This window comes from Psychrobacter sp. NZS113 (assembly GCF_015864825.1).
Classification (GTDB): Bacteria; Pseudomonadota; Gammaproteobacteria; order Pseudomonadales; family Moraxellaceae; genus Psychrobacter.
This window is the reverse complement of record NZ_JADYWL010000003.1, coordinates 306,062-324,080: the sequence shown is the minus strand read 5'-3', so window position 1 is coordinate 324,080 and position 18,019 is coordinate 306,062. Positions and strand designations below refer to the sequence as shown.

The 18,019-nt window shown below is 42.4% G+C and carries 17 protein-coding genes and 1 other RNA gene; 10 read left to right on the top strand and 8 right to left on the bottom strand.

What is annotated here, in order from left to right:
* The first annotated feature begins 143 nt into the window (after nt 1-143).
* Entirely contained in the window at nt 144-800 is a 657-nt protein-coding gene (adk, locus tag I6E61_RS06390; protein ID WP_194197188.1) for an adenylate kinase, read from the top strand.
* A 196-nt stretch (nt 801-996) separates the two neighbouring features.
* Here the strand turns inward: adk and secB are convergent, their stop codons facing one another.
* The 4 genes from secB to rsgA form a co-directional block, all read right to left on the bottom strand.
* A complete protein-coding gene (gene secB, locus I6E61_RS06385) occupies nt 997-1,449 on the bottom strand; it encodes a protein-export chaperone SecB (protein WP_197131660.1) in 453 nt (150 codons plus the stop codon).
* 182 nt (nt 1,450-1,631) lie between these two features.
* Nucleotides 1,632-1,895 carry a glutaredoxin 3 gene (gene grxC / locus I6E61_RS06380; RefSeq protein ID WP_197131657.1) on the bottom strand — a complete coding sequence of 88 codons (264 nt, stop codon included), beginning with the start codon at nt 1,893-1,895 and terminating at the stop codon, nt 1,632-1,634.
* 272 nt (nt 1,896-2,167) lie between these two features.
* Nucleotides 2,168-2,623 carry a rhodanese-like domain-containing protein gene (locus I6E61_RS06375; RefSeq protein WP_197131638.1) on the bottom strand — a complete coding sequence of 152 codons (456 nt, stop codon included), beginning with the start codon at nt 2,621-2,623 and terminating at the stop codon, nt 2,168-2,170.
* 142 nt (nt 2,624-2,765) lie between these two features.
* Nucleotides 2,766-3,869, bottom strand: coding sequence for a ribosome small subunit-dependent GTPase A (gene rsgA / locus I6E61_RS06370; protein WP_197131635.1), 1,104 nt, complete (start codon nt 3,867-3,869; stop codon nt 2,766-2,768).
* Between the two features lie 227 nt (nt 3,870-4,096).
* On the opposite strand from rsgA, the gene orn reads away from it, so the two are divergent.
* A complete protein-coding gene (orn, locus tag I6E61_RS06365; protein ID WP_197099964.1) occupies nt 4,097-4,684 on the top strand; it encodes an oligoribonuclease in 588 nt (195 codons plus the stop codon).
* Between the two features lie 106 nt (nt 4,685-4,790).
* Here the strand turns inward: orn and I6E61_RS06360 are convergent, their stop codons facing one another.
* Complete coding sequence (locus tag I6E61_RS06360; protein ID WP_197131610.1) at nt 4,791-5,645, bottom strand: UDP-2,3-diacylglucosamine diphosphatase; 855 nt, start codon at nt 5,643-5,645, stop codon at nt 4,791-4,793.
* 102 nt (nt 5,646-5,747) lie between these two features.
* Nucleotides 5,748-6,263, bottom strand: a complete 516-nt coding sequence (locus I6E61_RS06355) for a peptidylprolyl isomerase (protein WP_110922612.1) — start codon at nt 6,261-6,263, stop codon at nt 5,748-5,750.
* Nucleotides 6,264-6,536: 273 nt separating this feature from the next.
* Between I6E61_RS06355 and I6E61_RS06350 the strand changes: the two genes are divergently transcribed.
* The 5 genes from I6E61_RS06350 to I6E61_RS06330 all read left to right on the top strand — a co-directional run bounded on the left by I6E61_RS06350 (nt 6,537) and on the right by I6E61_RS06330 (nt 12,388).
* The gene (locus tag I6E61_RS06350; RefSeq protein ID WP_197131607.1) at nt 6,537-8,276 is read left to right on the top strand and encodes a glutamine--tRNA ligase/YqeY domain fusion protein; all 1,740 of its coding nucleotides are present in this window, start codon (nt 6,537-6,539) and stop codon (nt 8,274-8,276) included.
* Between the two features lie 145 nt (nt 8,277-8,421).
* Nucleotides 8,422-9,192 (top strand): phospholipase D family protein, encoded by a 771-nt coding sequence (locus I6E61_RS06345; RefSeq protein WP_197131604.1) that lies wholly within the window; start codon nt 8,422-8,424, stop codon nt 9,190-9,192.
* Between the two features lie 240 nt (nt 9,193-9,432).
* A complete protein-coding gene (locus I6E61_RS06340) occupies nt 9,433-10,071 on the top strand; it encodes a peroxiredoxin (protein ID WP_197131602.1) in 639 nt (212 codons plus the stop codon).
* A gap of 337 nt (nt 10,072-10,408) precedes the next feature.
* Entirely contained in the window at nt 10,409-11,071 is a 663-nt protein-coding gene (locus tag I6E61_RS06335) for a glutathione S-transferase family protein (RefSeq protein WP_197131599.1), read from the top strand.
* Between the two features lie 333 nt (nt 11,072-11,404).
* Nucleotides 11,405-12,388 (top strand): META domain-containing protein, encoded by a 984-nt coding sequence (locus I6E61_RS06330; RefSeq protein ID WP_197131596.1) that lies wholly within the window; start codon nt 11,405-11,407, stop codon nt 12,386-12,388.
* A gap of 99 nt (nt 12,389-12,487) precedes the next feature.
* Here the strand turns inward: I6E61_RS06330 and ruvC are convergent, their stop codons facing one another.
* Nucleotides 12,488-13,072 carry a crossover junction endodeoxyribonuclease RuvC gene (ruvC, locus tag I6E61_RS06325; protein WP_045446965.1) on the bottom strand — a complete coding sequence of 195 codons (585 nt, stop codon included), beginning with the start codon at nt 13,070-13,072 and terminating at the stop codon, nt 12,488-12,490.
* A gap of 259 nt (nt 13,073-13,331) precedes the next feature.
* On the opposite strand from ruvC, the gene I6E61_RS06320 reads away from it, so the two are divergent.
* Entirely contained in the window at nt 13,332-13,955 is a 624-nt protein-coding gene (locus I6E61_RS06320) for an FxsA family protein (RefSeq protein WP_194197198.1), read from the top strand.
* Nucleotides 13,956-14,079: 124 nt separating this feature from the next.
* Here I6E61_RS06320 and ssrS read toward each other — a convergent pair.
* A non-coding RNA gene (gene ssrS, locus I6E61_RS06315) (6S RNA) lies at nt 14,080-14,275 on the bottom strand.
* Between the two features lie 244 nt (nt 14,276-14,519).
* Here ssrS and gpmI point away from each other — a divergent pair.
* Both gpmI and I6E61_RS06305 read left to right on the top strand, forming a co-directional pair.
* The gene (gpmI, locus tag I6E61_RS06310; RefSeq protein ID WP_197131593.1) at nt 14,520-16,178 is read left to right on the top strand and encodes a 2,3-bisphosphoglycerate-independent phosphoglycerate mutase; all 1,659 of its coding nucleotides are present in this window, start codon (nt 14,520-14,522) and stop codon (nt 16,176-16,178) included.
* A gap of 201 nt (nt 16,179-16,379) precedes the next feature.
* A complete protein-coding gene (locus I6E61_RS06305; protein ID WP_197131590.1) occupies nt 16,380-17,876 on the top strand; it encodes a S41 family peptidase in 1,497 nt (498 codons plus the stop codon).
* The last annotated feature ends 143 nt before the right edge of the window (nt 17,877-18,019 follow it).

The window sequence follows — 18,019 nt, the reverse complement described above, 5'->3', positions numbered from 1 at the left end:
AACAGGTAAGTCATCGCAACTTATCACCCCAAATAATTAAAATACTTGAGCTTTGCAGGGCCACAATGTAAGGTAGCCTTGCAAACAACCAATCCCAACGTTGTATTAGTCCCAAAATCCTATTTATTAAGGAGAATCGTATAATGATGCGTATTATTTTGCTAGGTCCACCAGGCGCCGGTAAAGGTACCCAAGCCCAGTTCATTTCGAAAGAATATGATATCCCGCAAATCTCAACTGGCGATATGCTGCGTGCAGCAATTAAAGAGGGTAGCGAGCTCGGCAAAAAAGCCAAAGATATCATGAATGCTGGTGGCTTGGTTTCTGATGACCTTATCATTAACCTAGTGAAAGAACGTATCGCTAAGCCTGATTGTGTCAACGGTTGTATCTTTGATGGTTTCCCACGTACGATTCCACAAGCTCAAGCGCTTGCAGATGCTGACGTTGCGATTAACCATGTGGTTGAAATCAGCGTTCCTGATGATGAAATCGTCAACCGTCTGTCTGGCCGCCGCCAGCATCCAGGCTCAGGTCGCGTTTATCACGTTCATCACAATCCACCTAAGCAAGACGGTCTTGATGATGTGACTGGCGAAGCGTTAATCCAGCGTGAAGATGATAAAGAATCTACGATTCGTGATCGTCTAGCGACTTATCATGAGCAGACATCTGCACTTGTTGGTTTTTATCAAGACAAAGCCAAAGAAGGTGCTGATGCACCTAAGTATGATAAGTTCGATGGTACTCAAGGTATCGATGATGTGAAGCAACAAATCTTATCAGCTCTAAAAGGCTAATCGCTTATTATAGATTGTTGATAGCACTATCTAAGACCCTGCTAATCATTCATTAGTAGGGTCTTTTTTGTGCCTCACTATAAAGAAAAGTATTTTTACAAAGATAGGTGACCAATAGGGCATAAAAAAGCCGCTTACCTATAGAAAGTAAACGGCTTTTAAATACTGCTATATCAATACGTCATCAAGCTAAAGCTTATGCATTACCTTGAGCATCAACTTGCGCTTGCTGCTGGCTTTGCGCGTAAGCTTGATCAAAGTTTACTGGTGCTAGTAATAACTGTGGGAAGCTACCACGGGTCACGATGTCACTGATGACTTCACGAGCATATGGGAATAGCACGTTAGGGCAGTATGCACCCAAGATTTGACCGATTTGGTCTTCTGGAATGTCTTTTAATAAGAAAATACCCGCTTGATGCACTTCAGCGATAAAGGCTGCTTCATCAGCATTTTTAGCCGTAACACTCACGGTCAAAATGATTTGATAATGATCATCATCAAGCTTTTCAGCATTGCTAGATAGGTTGATATCAAGCTCTGGGTTCCACTCTTTGGTGAATACACTAGCGCCTGGCACTTCAAGTGACATGTCTTTTACGTAAATGCGCTCTAGTGCCAATTGTGGTTGTGCTTGTTCGTCAGCCATGGTAATTCCTCTAAAATTAGATCAAATAATTGGGAAAAAGGTCATTTTAATCAAAGTTCATTGTAATATAAATCGAGACTGAATCTCGACATTTTTATCAATACTTTTTATTACTAGTCTTGAACCTACCTCTTTCTCTATCTTTGTATAAGTAGAGGTGGGTTCAAAAAACAGGCAGCAGATTAACCCGCTAATAGCTCGTCAAGTTTACCTTGTTGGTTCATTTGATTAAGCTCATCGAAACCACCGACAAAGGTATCACCAACGAAGATTTGTGGCACGGTGCGATAGTTATTGGTTTTTTTCATCAATGCTTGGCGCTCTTCGCTACTGATGTCGTGCATGCCAATCTCTTCATAAGCAACGCCTTTGGTTTTTAGCAGTTGTTTGGCGTTTGAGCAGTATGGGCAGATAGGGGTCGTGTAGACTTTAACAGGTACGGTCATGATGAATCCTTATTTATTGATTTAGAAGGTAAACGTTTTATTGTAATCCGTTACCAGCACATAAATTGATATTAAAAATATATTTGGTGATGCTCATTATTAAAGTGGGGATGAGCATATCAAATTCAAGATGCTGGCGCATAAAAGCGCTGAGGGTAGCATAAATGCCACAAACAAAAAGACACCTATCGATAAGGTGTCTTTTTTTGAGCGTATCAATCAGATATTAATTGTTGCCCGTTGAGCATTTATCTAAATAGTAATACGACTTGCTATTTATGCAAACTCGGCTTGGCTTTGCCTTTGTTCTTTGGCTTAACATCTTTTACACCAACCAACGGCATGCCTGCGCCTTGCCAGCCGCCAACACCACCTTCTAAACGGTAGACATCATCTTTACCGATCATCTGAATCGCAGCGCCAGCTTGCACACCCATATCACAGATAATAATGACTGGTTGCTCAATGGCACGAATTTCTTCTATGCGGTCTTTGAGATCAGTGAAAGGTATGTTGCGGCTGCCTTGGATATAACCTGACTCAAACTTCTTTTTGGCACGAATATCGATCAGCTGCGCATTTTGCGAGTTAACCATCATACCAAGGGTATTAGGCGATATTTTTCTGCCGCTACGTTTGTTTTCAATAGCAAAAAACAGTATGGCAAGTACGGCCAATATACCAAATAAAAACGGGTGGTTGCCCACAAAATCCAGCGCACGATCCAAACCATACCTCCAAAAAATAAGTGTTCTATTAAGCCGAGAAGCCAGCCCAACGATATTGAACAAGGCGCTATTATACCGATTAGACCATCCATAGTAAACGTGTGATGGTCAACCTAGTAATGAACGATTAATAAGGCAGCAATTAATAAGGTTTAGTATCAGCCTCTTCTCTAAGGGTCACAAGGTTTTCGACACGGCGCTGCAACACTTCACCATCAGCCACGGCTTGCCATAATGCGCAGCCTTTGCTGTTGTGAGTGTGACGACAGTCACGGAACTGACAGTAACCAGCCAGTGGTGCTAGCTCAACGAAGCCCGAGATTATGTCATCTGGACTCAAATGCCAAATACCATATTCACGGATACCGGGCGTGTCGACGATGCCACCTTGGGTCAAGTCATCTGGATTAAATGGTAATAAGCGGCTAGTGGTGGTGGTGTGTTGACCGAGCTTCGAGTTTTCAGAGATGATGTTTACCACTTGACCAGATTCTGGCAGTAGTGCATTGATTAAGCTACTTTTACCAACACCAGACTGTCCAGCAAAGATAACCAGTTTCTTATCTATGTAGCGTTTTAGCTCATCCAGTCCTTCTTGCTCATCGCTATCAGCGACGTTTTCAGGGCAGTCGACTGAGGTTAAGACGCTCTCATACCCAAGTGCTGCATATTGTGCCAATAACTCATTGGTATCGACGCCGTTTTCTTGCGCCAGTAAATCGGCTTTATTAAGCACCAATAATGGCTTTACGTCAGCAAGATGACAAACCACTAGGTAGCGATCAATCAGTGTGGGTGCAGCAGCAGGTAGTGGTGCAAATACAATGGCCAAGATATCGATGTTGGCAGCGACAGGTTTGAGCTTGTGATAACGATCAGGGCGTGAGACGAGCGAGGTACGCGGTTTGACAGACTCGATACGGCCAAACCCTGTATTGGAGTCGGCATTCCAACGTACTTGGTCACCAGCGGCTAGCATTGGCAAATTGGTACGTACATGGCAGCGCCAGATATCACCCAACTCGAGCGTTTGCCAAAATGGCTCAGGGTCATCAGGCCCAATCTCTGGCTGCACCGGTATCACAGCAGGCAAGCTGGTGACTTGTACTTCTAGTTGCTTACCGTAATGCGCCATGACCACGCCATCCATCAAACTGTCATCGATGCTGTCTTGACTTAACAATTGCTGCTTATCGATGCGACGAATCTGCTGTTTGGTCAGTTTGCGTTGCCGGATTAATGCCATGGGTTTGAACCTATTAAAAAATATTGCTAAGTGTAGCGTGAAAATTTGCTAACATACAGCCTAAAGCGCCTATACCAGACGGTGATTTTGTAATGTTTTAAGTTTTTGAGACGTTATGAGTCCGTCAGCGCAACATAATATCATTTGAGCATGACCATTTATATGTGGTTTATTTAGTTCACATTGCCCCAAAGTTGTTCCAAGCTTTATTGACCATAGGACAAAATATGAGTACCGATGACCATCCCAATAAAATCAAAATCAGAAACCAAGGCAAAAAAGGGCTGGTATGGATTGACCTAGAAATGACAGGTCTTGATACCGTCAATGACGAGATTATCGAGATTGCCACTGTCGTCACGGACGAAGATTTGAATGTTCTCGCAGAAGGGCCGGTGTTTGCCATTAAGGTATCTGATCAAGTCTTAAATAAAATGGATGATTGGAATACTAAGCAACATGGTCAATCAGGATTGGTCGACCGTGTGCGTCGTAGTACCGTGACATTGGCAGAAGCCGAAGCTGAGACCATTAAGTTTTTGAACAAATGGGTCGATAGTGGCAAGTCTCCAATGTGTGGCAACTCAATCTGTCAAGATCGTCGCTTTATGGCACGCCAAATGCCAGAGCTTGAGCGCTTCTTCCATTATCGTAATCTAGATGTGTCGTCTATCAAAGAGCTTTGCTTCCGCTGGCGCCCTGACATCTTAAGAAACTTTGAAAAAGGTGGCAGTCATTTAGCCTTAGACGATATTCGTGACTCTATCCGTGAGCTCAAGCACTATCGTCAGCATTTCTTTAAGTTGATCCCTTAAAGCGGAAGGTGCTCTAGATATAAGCGAGCAGTTGCGAGATAGTAAAAAGGGTCTGTTGTATTATCAACAGACCCTTTTTATTTTCAAGATATATGCAAAAACTATATCAAACGAGTGCTTTAAACTCAAACAATCCAAACTCAGTATTATTACTACTAAAACTATCATTTGAATGTTCGGAACCTGTCACTGCACCAATAACGGCACTGACTTTTGGCTGGCGTGTCTCTGTATCTAGTAGTCGCCAATCACCTAAGACATAACGTATTTTGTCATTGGCAGTTTGATGAATGTCTGGACGATGTGTGTGCCCATGTAATAAGGCATCACTATCAGCCATCACTGTACTGACCGCGTCTGCATTGACATCCATGATATGAGTGGCTTTATTGGCGTTATTTCTCTGACTCTTCTGTCGCATTTTATCAGCGATCGCCAAGCGTTTTTCTAGCGATTTATTAAGTAAATACCACTGAGTTAAACGGTTGCGCATTATTTTGCGAAAAAACTGATACTTTTTATCATCGGTACAGAGCGCATCGCCATGCTCTAATCGGTAGTTTTTCTGCCCAACGTTTAGGGTGTATGGCTCATAAATAAGCTCACCACCGAATAAATTACAAAATGGTTGATCTAAGAGAAAATCACGATTGCCATGCATCACCAAAATCTCACAGCCAGCCACTCGCAGTTTTTTTAACTTTACGATAAGCGGGGTGAGCCAATGGGTTTGGCGCTCATCTTCTGATAACGATAAATAAACATCATCACCCAGCCATACTTCGAACCAATCACCCAAGATAAACAGGCGTTTGAGAGCAGGTAAGGCAAGGCAATCATCAAGCAGCGCCAAAAAAGCCTGCACTAAGGCAGGCTCTTCAGGCGATAAATGCAAATCGCTAATCAAAACTTGCCGCACCTCATGAGGGCGGGTCGTGATTAAATGATTAAAAGTTTGCATTTATCTTTATCCTCGTGACTTATCAGAATGCTTTTTTGAAAGGCTATTCTAACAAGTGCTTATTGAGTAAATATGACTACTTAGACTGCTACTGAGAAACAATTACTGAGTAATGATGGTCGCTGAGTTGATAACGACTGGCTCTTTTGGCACATCAGCATGCATGCCGAAACGACCAGTAGGAACGCTTTTCATTTTTTCAATAACATCCATACCGCTTGTGACTTTACCAAATACAGTATAGCCCCAACCTTGCATGTTTTTGCCAGTGTGGTTTAGGAAATCATTGTCTTTTACGTTTACGAAGAACTGGCTGGTCGCTGAATGCGGATCTTGCGTACGCGCCATCGCAATCGTACCTTTGTCATTCTTTAGACCGTTGTCTGCTTCGTTTTCAACGGGAGCATTGGTTGGCTTTTCATTCATTTCAGCGTCCATTCCGCCACCTTGAATCATGAAACCATCAATGATGCGATGAAAAATCGTACCGTCATATTGACCAGATTTTACATAGTTCAAAAAGTTTTCTACGGTTTTTGGTGCTTTTTCTTCATTGAGTTCGATAACGATCGCACCCATACTGGTGTCTAGTTCTACTACTGGTGGCATGTCTACCATGTGATATTCCTCTTTGATTGCAGCGCCTTAAATGACGCTGTCAAGTGGTGGGTAAAAAGTTGGTTAATAAAAAGTCATGGGTAGTCTAACGGCTTTTTTAGTCTGTGTCATGTATCAGGCTGTTAATGCGTTCGCAAAAGCTGATAGAATAACGCAACTTTAACTTTTTATTATCATTTTTGATAACCTGTTTTTAATAGTTTGGTTTGAATTTTCCATGATGTGTGATGGCATGCATCGTGAACTGACAATTTGCGTTAGGAGCAATACCCGATGAGTGAGAACTCAAGCAATAATGCACAAAAAGACGAACACAAAAACGACTTTATCCGTAATATTATTCGTGACGATATCAAAGCGCAAAAACAGCAACAGATTGTGACGCGTTTTCCGCCTGAGCCAAACGGCTACCTACATTTGGGTCATGTAAAATCTATCTGTTTAAACTTTGGTGTGGCTAAAGAATTCGACGGCGTGTGCAACCTGCGTTTTGATGACACCAATCCAACGGCAGAAAAGCAAGATTTCATCGACAATATCGAAAACGATGTGAAATGGCTAGGATTTGAGTGGTCAGGTGAAGCGCACCATGCGTCAGGCTACTTTGACCAGTTGCATGCATGGGCAATACAGTTGATTGAACAAGGTGATGCGTATGTTGATTTGCAAACGCCTGAGCAGATGAAAGAAAACCGTGGCTCATTCAATGAGGCAGGCACGCCGTCTCCGCAGCGTGATGCCAGTGTTGAAGAAAACCTAGCGCTATTCAATGATATGAAAGACGGCAAGTATACTGAAGGCAAAGCCGTGTTGCGTGCCAAGATTGATATGGCAAGCCCAAATATGAACATGCGTGACCCTGTCATCTACCGCGTCATGCATCAAGCGCATCATCAAACAGGGGATAAATGGTGCATCTATCCTATGTATGATTTTGCCCATCCGCTCTCTGATGCGCTCGAAGGGATTACTCACTCACTATGTACGCTAGAGTTTGAAGACCATCGCCCGTTCTATGATTGGGTCATCGAAAAAGTTGGCTTTGCCACGCCGCCGCACCAGTACGAGTTCAGCCGCTTGAATGTGGATCATACATTGACCAGTAAACGTAAACTTAAGCAGTTGGTTGATGAAAGTATCGTTAGTGGTTGGGATGATCCGCGTATGCCAACCGTCGCTGGTATGCGTCGTCGTGGTTATACGCCAGAGGGTTTACGTGACTTCTGTGAACGTGTGGGCGTGACGAAAGTAGACAGCGTGGTTGATTTCCGCTTATTAGAGTTTAGTATCCGTCAATCGTTAGAGACGACGACTGCACGTGGCATGGCGGTGCTCAAGCCATTAAAAGTGACCATCACTAACTTTGCAGAAGCGATTAGCAGCTGGGAATCTCTAAAAGCGGATAGCGTCAACGCGCGTTTTGATGATGCCGCTCAAACCTTATGGTTGACTCAGCCGAACCATCCTAATGTCGATATGGGCGAGCGTGAAATCCCATTCACTGAGACGATATATATCGATCAAGGCGATTACGAGATTGTACCGCCAGCAGGCTATAAGCGCTTGTCACCAGAAAAGCCAGAAATTCGTCTGCGTAATACCTATGTGTTGGCAGTGACTGAGCATATTACGGATGAAGCGGGCAATGTGGTCGAGCTAAAAGCCACCATTGATCCGACTACTTTGGGTCAAAATCCCGAAGGCCGTAAGGTCAAGGGTGTTATTCATTGGGTATCGGCCAGTCAAGGCGTTCCAGCAACCGTGCGTATGTATGAACAGCTATTTAGTGTTGAAGACCCAAGCAGCGTTGCTGATGTCCATCAAGCACTGAATCCTAACTCGTTGACTGAACTCAATGCTGTGGTTGAGCCATCACTTGCCAATGCTTATGCTAGCACGCGTTTTCAGTTTGAGCGTGAAGGTTACTTTATCTCTGATAGCGAAGACCACAGCACGGATAAACCAGTCTTTAACCAAATCGTTAGCTTACGTGATAGCTATAAACCTGCTTAATACATAACGAGCAATGCAAACAACGTTTGTTTTGAGACGATACTGAACAATAGTAGTTTGCAAGCCAGCCCATTTCTAGTACGCTAGGGATGGGCTTTTTTGTGCATCTGTAAAGTTGAGTATCGTAATATTTAAGGAAATGAGAATGGCAAAGTTTTTGAACAGTAGTGGTACGACTTATCATTTAGAAGAATTAATTAAAAATGCCTCTGATAGGCTGATTATTATTAGTCCGTATTTAAAGCTTAATGAGCGTATTAAAGAATTATTAGAAGACCGTAATCGTCTCAAAATTGATATTAGAATCGTTTATGGTAAAAATGACCTGCATCCTGAAGAGATAAATTGGCTCAAAAATTTAACATTTATACGTACCAGTTTTTGCAAAAACTTACATGCGAAATGCTATCTGAATGAAAATGAGTGCATCATTACCAGTCTGAACCTTTATGAGTTTAGCCAAGTCAATAATAATGAAATGGGTGTGCTGATTTATCGTAATGAAGACAGTAAGCTTTATGCCGATACTTATGAAGAAGCACAGCGCATCATCCGAATCAGTGACGAAGTGAGAATGTCACTTGAAAAAGTGACTGAAATTGAATCCGGAGTCGATGCTAAAACGGATAATAAAGCAGCGCCTAGTCATACTGCGGTGAACACTAACGCTAATACAACGGTAAAATCTACGACAGAAGCGGCGACGCCGAATTACTCTAGATTGACGACTGCCAAGCTTGCTAAAGAGCTGGGGTTCAAAACTCAGGCATTAAATGATAAGCTGCTTGCAGCCGGTTATTTAGAAGCGCAAGATGGTGAATTGATATTGACTGATGCTGGACGTGCAGCTGGCGGCACTAGCAAAAAGGGCAAGTTTGGTGAATTTTGCTTGTGGGATGCAGGGATGGTCATCTAATTAACCCTCTAGGAATATACGGGTTTATTTATTGCCAAATGGAATAACCGCATTACAATCGTTCACAAGACATTCATAACCAGTTTGCTAAGATAAGATAGAATTTCTGCTGACGTGCTTTGCGTTATTGTGTAGTATCTGACTGAGTATGTTGATAATAAGAAGTACGTTGATAATAATAGAGAGTGTGGATATCTTTGGATACTAGCACTCATCACTAACAAAGCTAAGGAATCAAGCATGGCACATTTACGTTTAGGCGATACCGCACCGAATTTTGATGCAGCAACCACAGAGGGTGATATCAATTTCCACGAGTGGGCAGGCGATCATTGGGTGGTGTTTTTTTCGCATCCAGCCGATTTTACCCCAGTATGTACCACTGAGCTTGGTCGCGCCGCTGCCCTTAATGGCGAGTTCCAAAAGCGCAATGTCAAGCCGATTTGTATCTCTGTCGATAGCTTAGAAGACCACAAAGCATGGGCGAGTGATATCGGTGAGACCCAAGGGACCGAGCTGAATTTCCCAATCATCGCTGACCCGAATAAAGAAGTCGCTGAGCTGTACGACATGATGCATCCAAATGCCGATAGCACGCATACCGTACGTAGTGTCTTTATCATTGATCCAAGCAAAAAAATCCGTTTAACTTTAACGTATCCTGCGAGCTGTGGTCGTAACTTTGACGAGATTCTTCGCGTTATCGATGCTCTGCAACTGTCTGACGAATATAGTATCGCGACGCCAGTAGACTGGAAAGATGGTGATGACGTGATCATTCCACCAAGTGTGAAAAATGAAGATATTGCTGCTAAATACCCTAAAGGTTATACAGAGGTTAAGCCTTATCTACGTACCACACCTGCACCAAATAAGTAAGTTGAGCGTACTTGCCCTGTGATAATAGATATTAAGCCCTATAGCGTTACGTTATGGGGCTTTTTGCTGTTCGTATAACAACTAGCGTTAGGTTTTACTATAGTTAAAGAATTCTAAAATGGCTACAAGGCGGCTGATTTCAGATTGTACAAGTAGGACATCTAGGGACGATAATGTTGTAGCGGTTTAGCCGTTCGCTGACTATATGATGGCAAAAGAACCATAGATTATGTCTAGGTAATAGCGTCTTTGAATGATATATTTTTAATGAGCGTTATCTACTATAAAAACCAATAGTACCCATTTGCTTTTCAACCCATATTTTAAGGAGTTTGCCATGAAAAAACTATACGTCACCCGTACTGCACCGAATCCGCGCAAAGCACTTATTTTATTAGCATCAAAAGGCATCGATGTTGATGACATGGACGATATTGATGTCATTGATATTGACTTTGCTGCTAATGAGCAGAATTCAGATGAATTCACTGCAATGAACCCGATGCGTACTGTTCCAGTCTTAACCTTGTCTGATGGTACCGTACTAAATGACTCACAGGCCGTTTGTGAATACCTCGACCGTGTCTATGGCGAGCGCTCAGTGATGGGTAATGACGTCATACAACGCGCACAAGTTTGTTCCATGCGCCGAATCGCTGAGTTTGAAGTATTGTACAACTTCATGTTGGCATTCCAACACAGCAATCCCGCGAAAGCCCAACGTGTGGAACAAGTGCCAGAGTTTGTTGCTCCATCTATCGCACGAGGGGTCAAAACACTCGCTTATTTTGAAAACATACTAGAAGGCCGTGAGTATTTGGTCGGTGAGCAATTGAGTTTTGCTGATATTGTTCTATACATAGGTTTAGACTTTGGTAAAGTGCTCAAAGTTGATCCCAATGAGCAAGGTGAAAATCTTGCCCGTTTTTATCACATGATGAATGAGCGGTTTAGTATCAAAAATATGGCAAAAGCCAAACCTGCTCATAAAGAGGACTGAGGCAAACACTAAAAATTAAAAATCATCTATAATCAGCGGTCTTAAGTAGTTGATAGTACTGTCAACTACTTAAGACCGTTTTTATGGATGGATGGCACGTAAGAATAATCTGCAAATAGCAGTTACTATGACTACATAAAATTAAACACTTCGTTACAACTACCGTAGGCATCAGCGCTATAGTGGTGAAATCGTTACGATTTTTGTGCTAGATATGGTGTGTTATATGACTCTAAAATTCGTAATTTAGTCTCAAAGAATTGATGGTTTAAAGCTTAGTTTTGCAAAAAGGATAATCACGATGCATGTGAGTAGCCAAAAGGTACGATTGTTATGACATCGTTTATTAAAAAACAGCCTGTTCGTTTGGTGTTGCTACTAAGTATGCTAGCCACCAGTTTGGCATTAAGTGCTTGTCATGGGCCTTCTGACGAAAATGAAGGACCAGATGATACGGATGTAGCGGCTAATGAAGTAGGTGATACAGCTGTTGATAGTGATACTGTTAATCAAGATGCTATTAATACCGATGCGATGGACAAAGAGTTGATAGCCGATAAAATGAGTGTTGAAGATGCAATGATTAGCAATCTTTCACGTTATCGTTGGACACTGATATCTGCAACGGACAGTCATGATCAGCCATTAGATATGTTGATGCAAATCACAGACCAAGTGCGACTGTCACTCAACGAGTATCAGGGTCAGAATACCTTAAACTATAGTGTTGGCTGTAATACCATCAGTGCGACTTATCAGTTGCAAGGTGCCGCTTTGACCGTTGAAGATAGCATGAGCACTAAAATGTCTTGCGGTGATCTTAATAAGGCTGAAGACAACTTAAGTACGTTGATGCAAGGTGATAGCAAACTGGTATTGGCAATGGCTAACGATGCTAGTGTTGATAGTCTTAAAAGTGATACACCAATATTGACACAGACTACCAGTGATGATGATACTTTAGTTTGGCAAGGAAAGCTGACTCCACAAGCCAGATATAATAGTAAGGGCGAGGCTGTATTCTGGGCTGTAAGTGCAGACATGGTAACGTGTTCAGATAATAGCTCACAGATGTGTTTGCGAGTTAAGCCCATTACTTATAACAGCCAAGGCATTAAAACCAATGAAGGTAAGTGGAGCACATTTACTGGTGAAATCGATGGTTATCAGCATGATGGCCAACATGAAGAGGTATTACGTCTACAGCGCTATCGATTAGACGGCAGCGGTACGGCAGAAGAAGATAATTCAAACTCGTCAGATGAAGAATATGCTTATGTGTTGGATGCAGTCATTGAAAGTTCAGTAGTAGAATAGATTCTTTTATTATCGTTATGAATATATTGAGTCAATGATTCAAAAAACACGCGTCCAGATGGTGCGTGTTTTTTTATGGTTGTATAACAGACTCTGTATTTAACGCAAATTGCCTAAGTCTTCTTCCGTTAGACGCCAACGGCCTTTCTTTTTAGAAGCACCACGTCCACGCATAGCGCTATTCAATATCAGTTTGTTCATAGAGTGGCTTGAGTGAGCGTGACAGATGGCGCAGGCGAGTCCATCAGCAGCATCCTGTTGTGGTACCACATCTAGAGACAAGATACGGCAGACCATCTCTTGCACCTGCTCTTTTGCCGCAGCACCATAGCCGCAGACGGCTTGCTTGATTTGGCGAGCAGTATATTCTGATACTTCTAGGTCCAGTGCTACCATAGCAGCAATCGCTGCACCTCGCGCCTGACCAAGCTTAAGCGCAGAGTCTGGATTTTCAGCCATAAACACCTGCTCAATAGCCGTATAAATAGGCTCGTCTGCATATTTCAAATGATGTTGGGTAATCCGTGTTAAACCATTAAAAATACGCTTAAGTCGTTCAGGCATCTCCTTGGTATCCGTACGAATAGTACCTGCATCGATATAAGTCAGTTTGTCGCCGGTTTGTTGAACAATTCCATAACCCGTCATGCGTGAGCCTGGGTCAATCCCGATAATAATGGCCATAATATCCCGTCTTGCTTACATTTTATTTTATATTCAATCCTATATAAATCGGATACGGTGTCAGACTCGCTCAGTCTACTACTCGTAGTACTTTCACTCAAATTCCTTGTATCCAAATTATATTGTACCGACTATATGGCTTAAAAATTAGCCGTAAGTTTGATAGTATAGCAATCAATCCCCATATACATCATATGTTAGCCATCTTAATTTGCATGGCGCTCAATTTATTGGTTTTTATTTTATAGGACGACACTTTATGGGTCAGATAGTTGGTATTGCCATCGTTTGGTTTATTATCGAGATGCTGCTTTGGTATTTGCTTGCTCAGTTTATGAGTGGTTGGTGGGTGTTTATGTGGTTTATCATTGCCGCCGTCATCGGTATCTCATTGCTGCGTAAAGGAATGGCAGCACTCAATCCAATGGCACAGCAGATGAAAGCTGGTGGCATGACGAACCCGTCGATGCGTCCGCAAGAGTCGACCATGATTAAAAGTGTGGCGATGGCAGCAGCGGGTATTTTACTGCTTATACCAGGAGTACTCAGTGATTTGCTCGCGTTATTGGTCGTATTACCACCTGTACAGAAAAAGCTTAAAGACTTTGCCAATAACTATGTTATGAACAATCAGCAAAAAATGATGGAAATGATGGCAAAGCAGATGGGTGGTCAAATGGGCGGCGGTCAAAATCCCTTTGGTGGTATGGGTGGTCAAAACCCATTCGGCGGAGCAGGCGGCACGAATGGCCAAAATCCATTTGGTCAGCAACAACAAAACCCGTTTGGTGATGTGTTCAAACAGCATACAACCGTTGATGGTACTGCTAAAAACATCCCTAAAGATGTAAAGAAAATCACAAAGTCTGCTAACGATGAGTAATAAATAAAATAAATAGCAGGCATAAAAAAAGCCCCTTTCGTCGATGACAAAAGGGGCTTTTTGTTGGTTGTAACCGTATTATCGTAAACTTATTTGTTGTAAATGAAACGGTCAATAACCGAATGAAACAACCGAAGTGCCGCTGTAAGATGGTGACCCATGAACCGTGAAGTTCAGGGCGGATGCGTCATCATCTCTGCAGGTTTCCTGATACACCGCAAGCGGTGCAGGCATACACAATGAGACGATAGGTACCACATCCTGGTAAAGCATTATCGGCTCAGGGAATAAACATCTACTAGCCAACACTTCAGAATATAATTATCTTAACCAATGGATTGAATGATTGCAAGTACGATTTACAGATTGATACGTAGGATTAATGATTACGTGATTCATGTCGAGTTTTAACCATTTTTGAATGATTTAGGATCATATTAGGCGCTTAATTACTAGTTAAAAATAGCGATTTTTCAGCTATTTTGAGATGTGTGTTAATATAGAGGGCTTTAAACTTCCTAGTACAGCATCATAGGCGTTCATTCACTTGAGGAGCGGTAATTCATGACCCATAATCAGCAACAATCAGAATTTATCAACGATAGTCAGGCTCAACTCAATAATAAAAGCGACAGCGATAACAATAAAAAAATACCGCATGTTTTAATGATATTAGATGGTTTTGGGCATCGTGAAGACGATAAGGACAACGCAATTGCTGCTGCCGATATGCCAAATCTAGATAAGATTTATCAGCAGTATTCACACGGATTGATATCTGCTTCAGGAGAAGACGTTGGTTTGCCAGATGGTCAATTTGGTAACTCCGAAGTTGGACATATGAACTTGGGTGCTGGCCGTGTTCTTTATCAAGACTCGACTCGTATCTCTAGTGAAGTGAATAATCGTGAGTTTTATAAAAACGAAGCATTGGTAAATGCTGTAAAAGCGGCAAATGAGCTTGGTGGCAACGTGCACATTATGGGGCTGTTGTCGGACGGTGGAGTGCATTCTCATCAAGATCATATCGAAGCGATGTGCCATTCAGCACTTGTCCATGGCGCCAAAAACGTCTTTGTCCATTGCTTTTTAGATGGCCGTGATACACCGCCAAAATCTGCTGATAAATACATCAATCGTTTGCGTACACATATCGGCAAGCTCAATGAGCACTACGAAGGTGGTCGAGTACAGATTGCGAGTATTATCGGACGTTATTATGCGATGGATCGTGACAACCGTTGGGACCGAGTGCAAAAAGCCTATGAGCTTATCACTGAAGGTAAGGCTGACCGCTTGTCGACCCGAGCCGATGGTGCTGTACAAGCCGCTTATAAAGCACGTGAGACAGATGAATTTATCAGTCCTACTACCGTAATCGGGCGTGATGAAGTGCCATACACGGTTGATGATAATGATGCTTTGATTTTTATGAATTTCCGTTCTGACCGTGCTCGTGAACTTGCACAAGCTTTTGTACTGCCAGATCATGAGTTTTCTGGATTTGCGCGAAATAAGCAACCTAAACTGGCCGCTTTTGTGATGCTGACCAAGTACTCAGACGTTTTGGCGGATAACTCAAAAACCAGTATCGCGTATTATCCAACGTCATTGACCAATACACTTGGTGAATATCTGCAAGATCAAGGCAAGACGCAGCTACGTATCGCAGAAACCGAAAAATATGCTCATGTAACATTTTTCTTTAGTGGTGGACGTGAGGATGAGTACAACGGTGAGACACGTATTTTAGTACCTTCTCCAAATGTGGCTACTTATGATTTGCAGCCTGAAATGAGTGCGCCTGAAGTAACAAATAAGTTGGTAGAAGCGATTGAATCTGGTAAATATGACGTGTTGGTCGTGAACTATGCCAATGGTGATATGGTTGGTCACACGGGTATATTTAATGCTGCTGTACAAGCGGTAGAGGCGTTAGACGTATGTGTGGGTCGTGTGGCGACTGCAGTGCGAGCCGCTGGAGGCGACATGCTAATCACGGCTGATCATGGTAACTGTGAGCAGATGCAGGATTATGACAGCGGTCAAGTACATACTCAACATACCACTGAACTAGTACCTTTTATTTATGTTGGTGGCAAAAGTTTAAAAGTGCGTCATGGCGGTAAGTTAAGTGATATCGCACCAACTATTTTGGCATTGATGGACATCGAAGCACCAGTTGAAATGACGGGTGATAGCTTATTGTTGCCAGCCTCATAATTGGTGACAGATTGTCGTTGTTAGAAACTAAAAAAAGGAAGGATATCTATTATCTTTCCTTTTTTTGATACATTTTGCCTAAGATATTTGCAATACTATTCTAGTTTTAAACATACGCTTGGTGTTATGTTATCAGGCATGTTTGATAAATATATCTATAATAATGATGTTGTACATTCTATTATTTAAACGAGTTGTCCTATGCATTCTATCTATTCTGTGCGACTGTCTCTTTCTAAGCGATTGGGTAAACCAGCGCCGAATTTATCTATCATACCGACTTTTTTTAAGCCTGTATTGATGATAGGTTTACTAGGATTGAGTGCTTTTACTATACAGGCACAGGCAGCAATATTGCCTGAGAACGATGCACGTAACCCTACAGCCAACCTACAACTTATCAGTTTAAACGATGATGAGATAGCTGCCGAAAATGACACTCATAATTTATCAGATATTGCTGATATGCTTGAAGCTGCAGACGATGCTGATGACTCAATAGACAGTGTGCCAGATGAAAGTGCTTTAACTGACGATACGGATGATATCGATACCAGTATTCCGTCTGACGTTGCACAAGTATCACTGAATGCCATTTCTCCAGAGACGCTTAAGACGTTTGTCGCAGTAGTGGATTTGGTGCGCCGCGAATATGTAAATACAGTGAATGATGAAGAGCTATTTAGTAATGCGATGAGTGGTATGCTGACCAAGCTTGACAGTCATGCTGAGTTTTTAGATGCTGAGGCGTACGAAAATCTACGCGCTTTTACGGAAGGTGATGTCGGTGACGTCGGTATCAAGGTCACTTATCAGCCTGTAGTTGGCTACTGGGTAATTACAGACGTTGATGAGGATTCACCTGCTGATAAAAAAGACATCGCTGTTGGTGATTATTTGCATCAAATTGGCGATCTCAAACTGGATGCTAGTAAAGAAAGTAATGATATCAAGCAACTCCTGACTGGGATTGCTGGTACGCAAGTAGATATTGTGACCTCAAGAGCTGGACGCCGCAAACATAGCACTACCTTACAGCGTAATAACAGTCATCCTCAAGTCGTTGAGGCAAAGCTGGTAAATGGCATAGCAGTTATTAAGTTACCTGCTTTTCAAAACAACAGCCGTGAAAAAATGATAGAAAGTTTGATTGACTTAGAGGCACCTGTAACCGGTATTCTGCTAGACATGCGTGACAATCCGGGTGGCGTATTAACATCAGCGGTGAGCGTTGCCAGTCTATTTATGACTGATACTGATGTGGTACAAGTAAAAGCTCGTCAAAGTGACACACGGACTCTATCGACTCAAGGTGCAGCATTATTTGAATCACTGCCAGTTGTTGTTTTACAAAATAGATATTCGGCATCAGCAGCAGAGGTACTGGCCAGTAGCTTACAAACGCAAAAGCGAGCCACGATTGCCGGTGAAGTAAGTTATGGTAAGGGGTCAGTGCAGTCAGTCATCCCGCTCAATGATGAACAAGCCGTCAAACTGACGGTTGCTAACTATATGACAGCATCAGGCAAAAAGATAGATGGTATCGGTGTAAAGCCTGACGTCACATTGTCAGGCAATGAGAGTACATGGGAGCAGCAGGCACTCAAGTTACTACAAGCACAAAAGTTAGGTTCAGGTATTCGTTTTGTTCGAAAGCCTACTCAAAATGATAAGGCCTTAGAGGCCGAAGGTAGCTGATTAAGTAGCCGTTATTCATTATAGATTATGGATAGGCTATAGAGTCGAATCATCACTATAGTCAATTTTCTATAAAAGAGTTGCAACGTTAACCTCGCTTGAAGTATTACAGTTACATCTGCACTCGGTTGCCTTATATACCT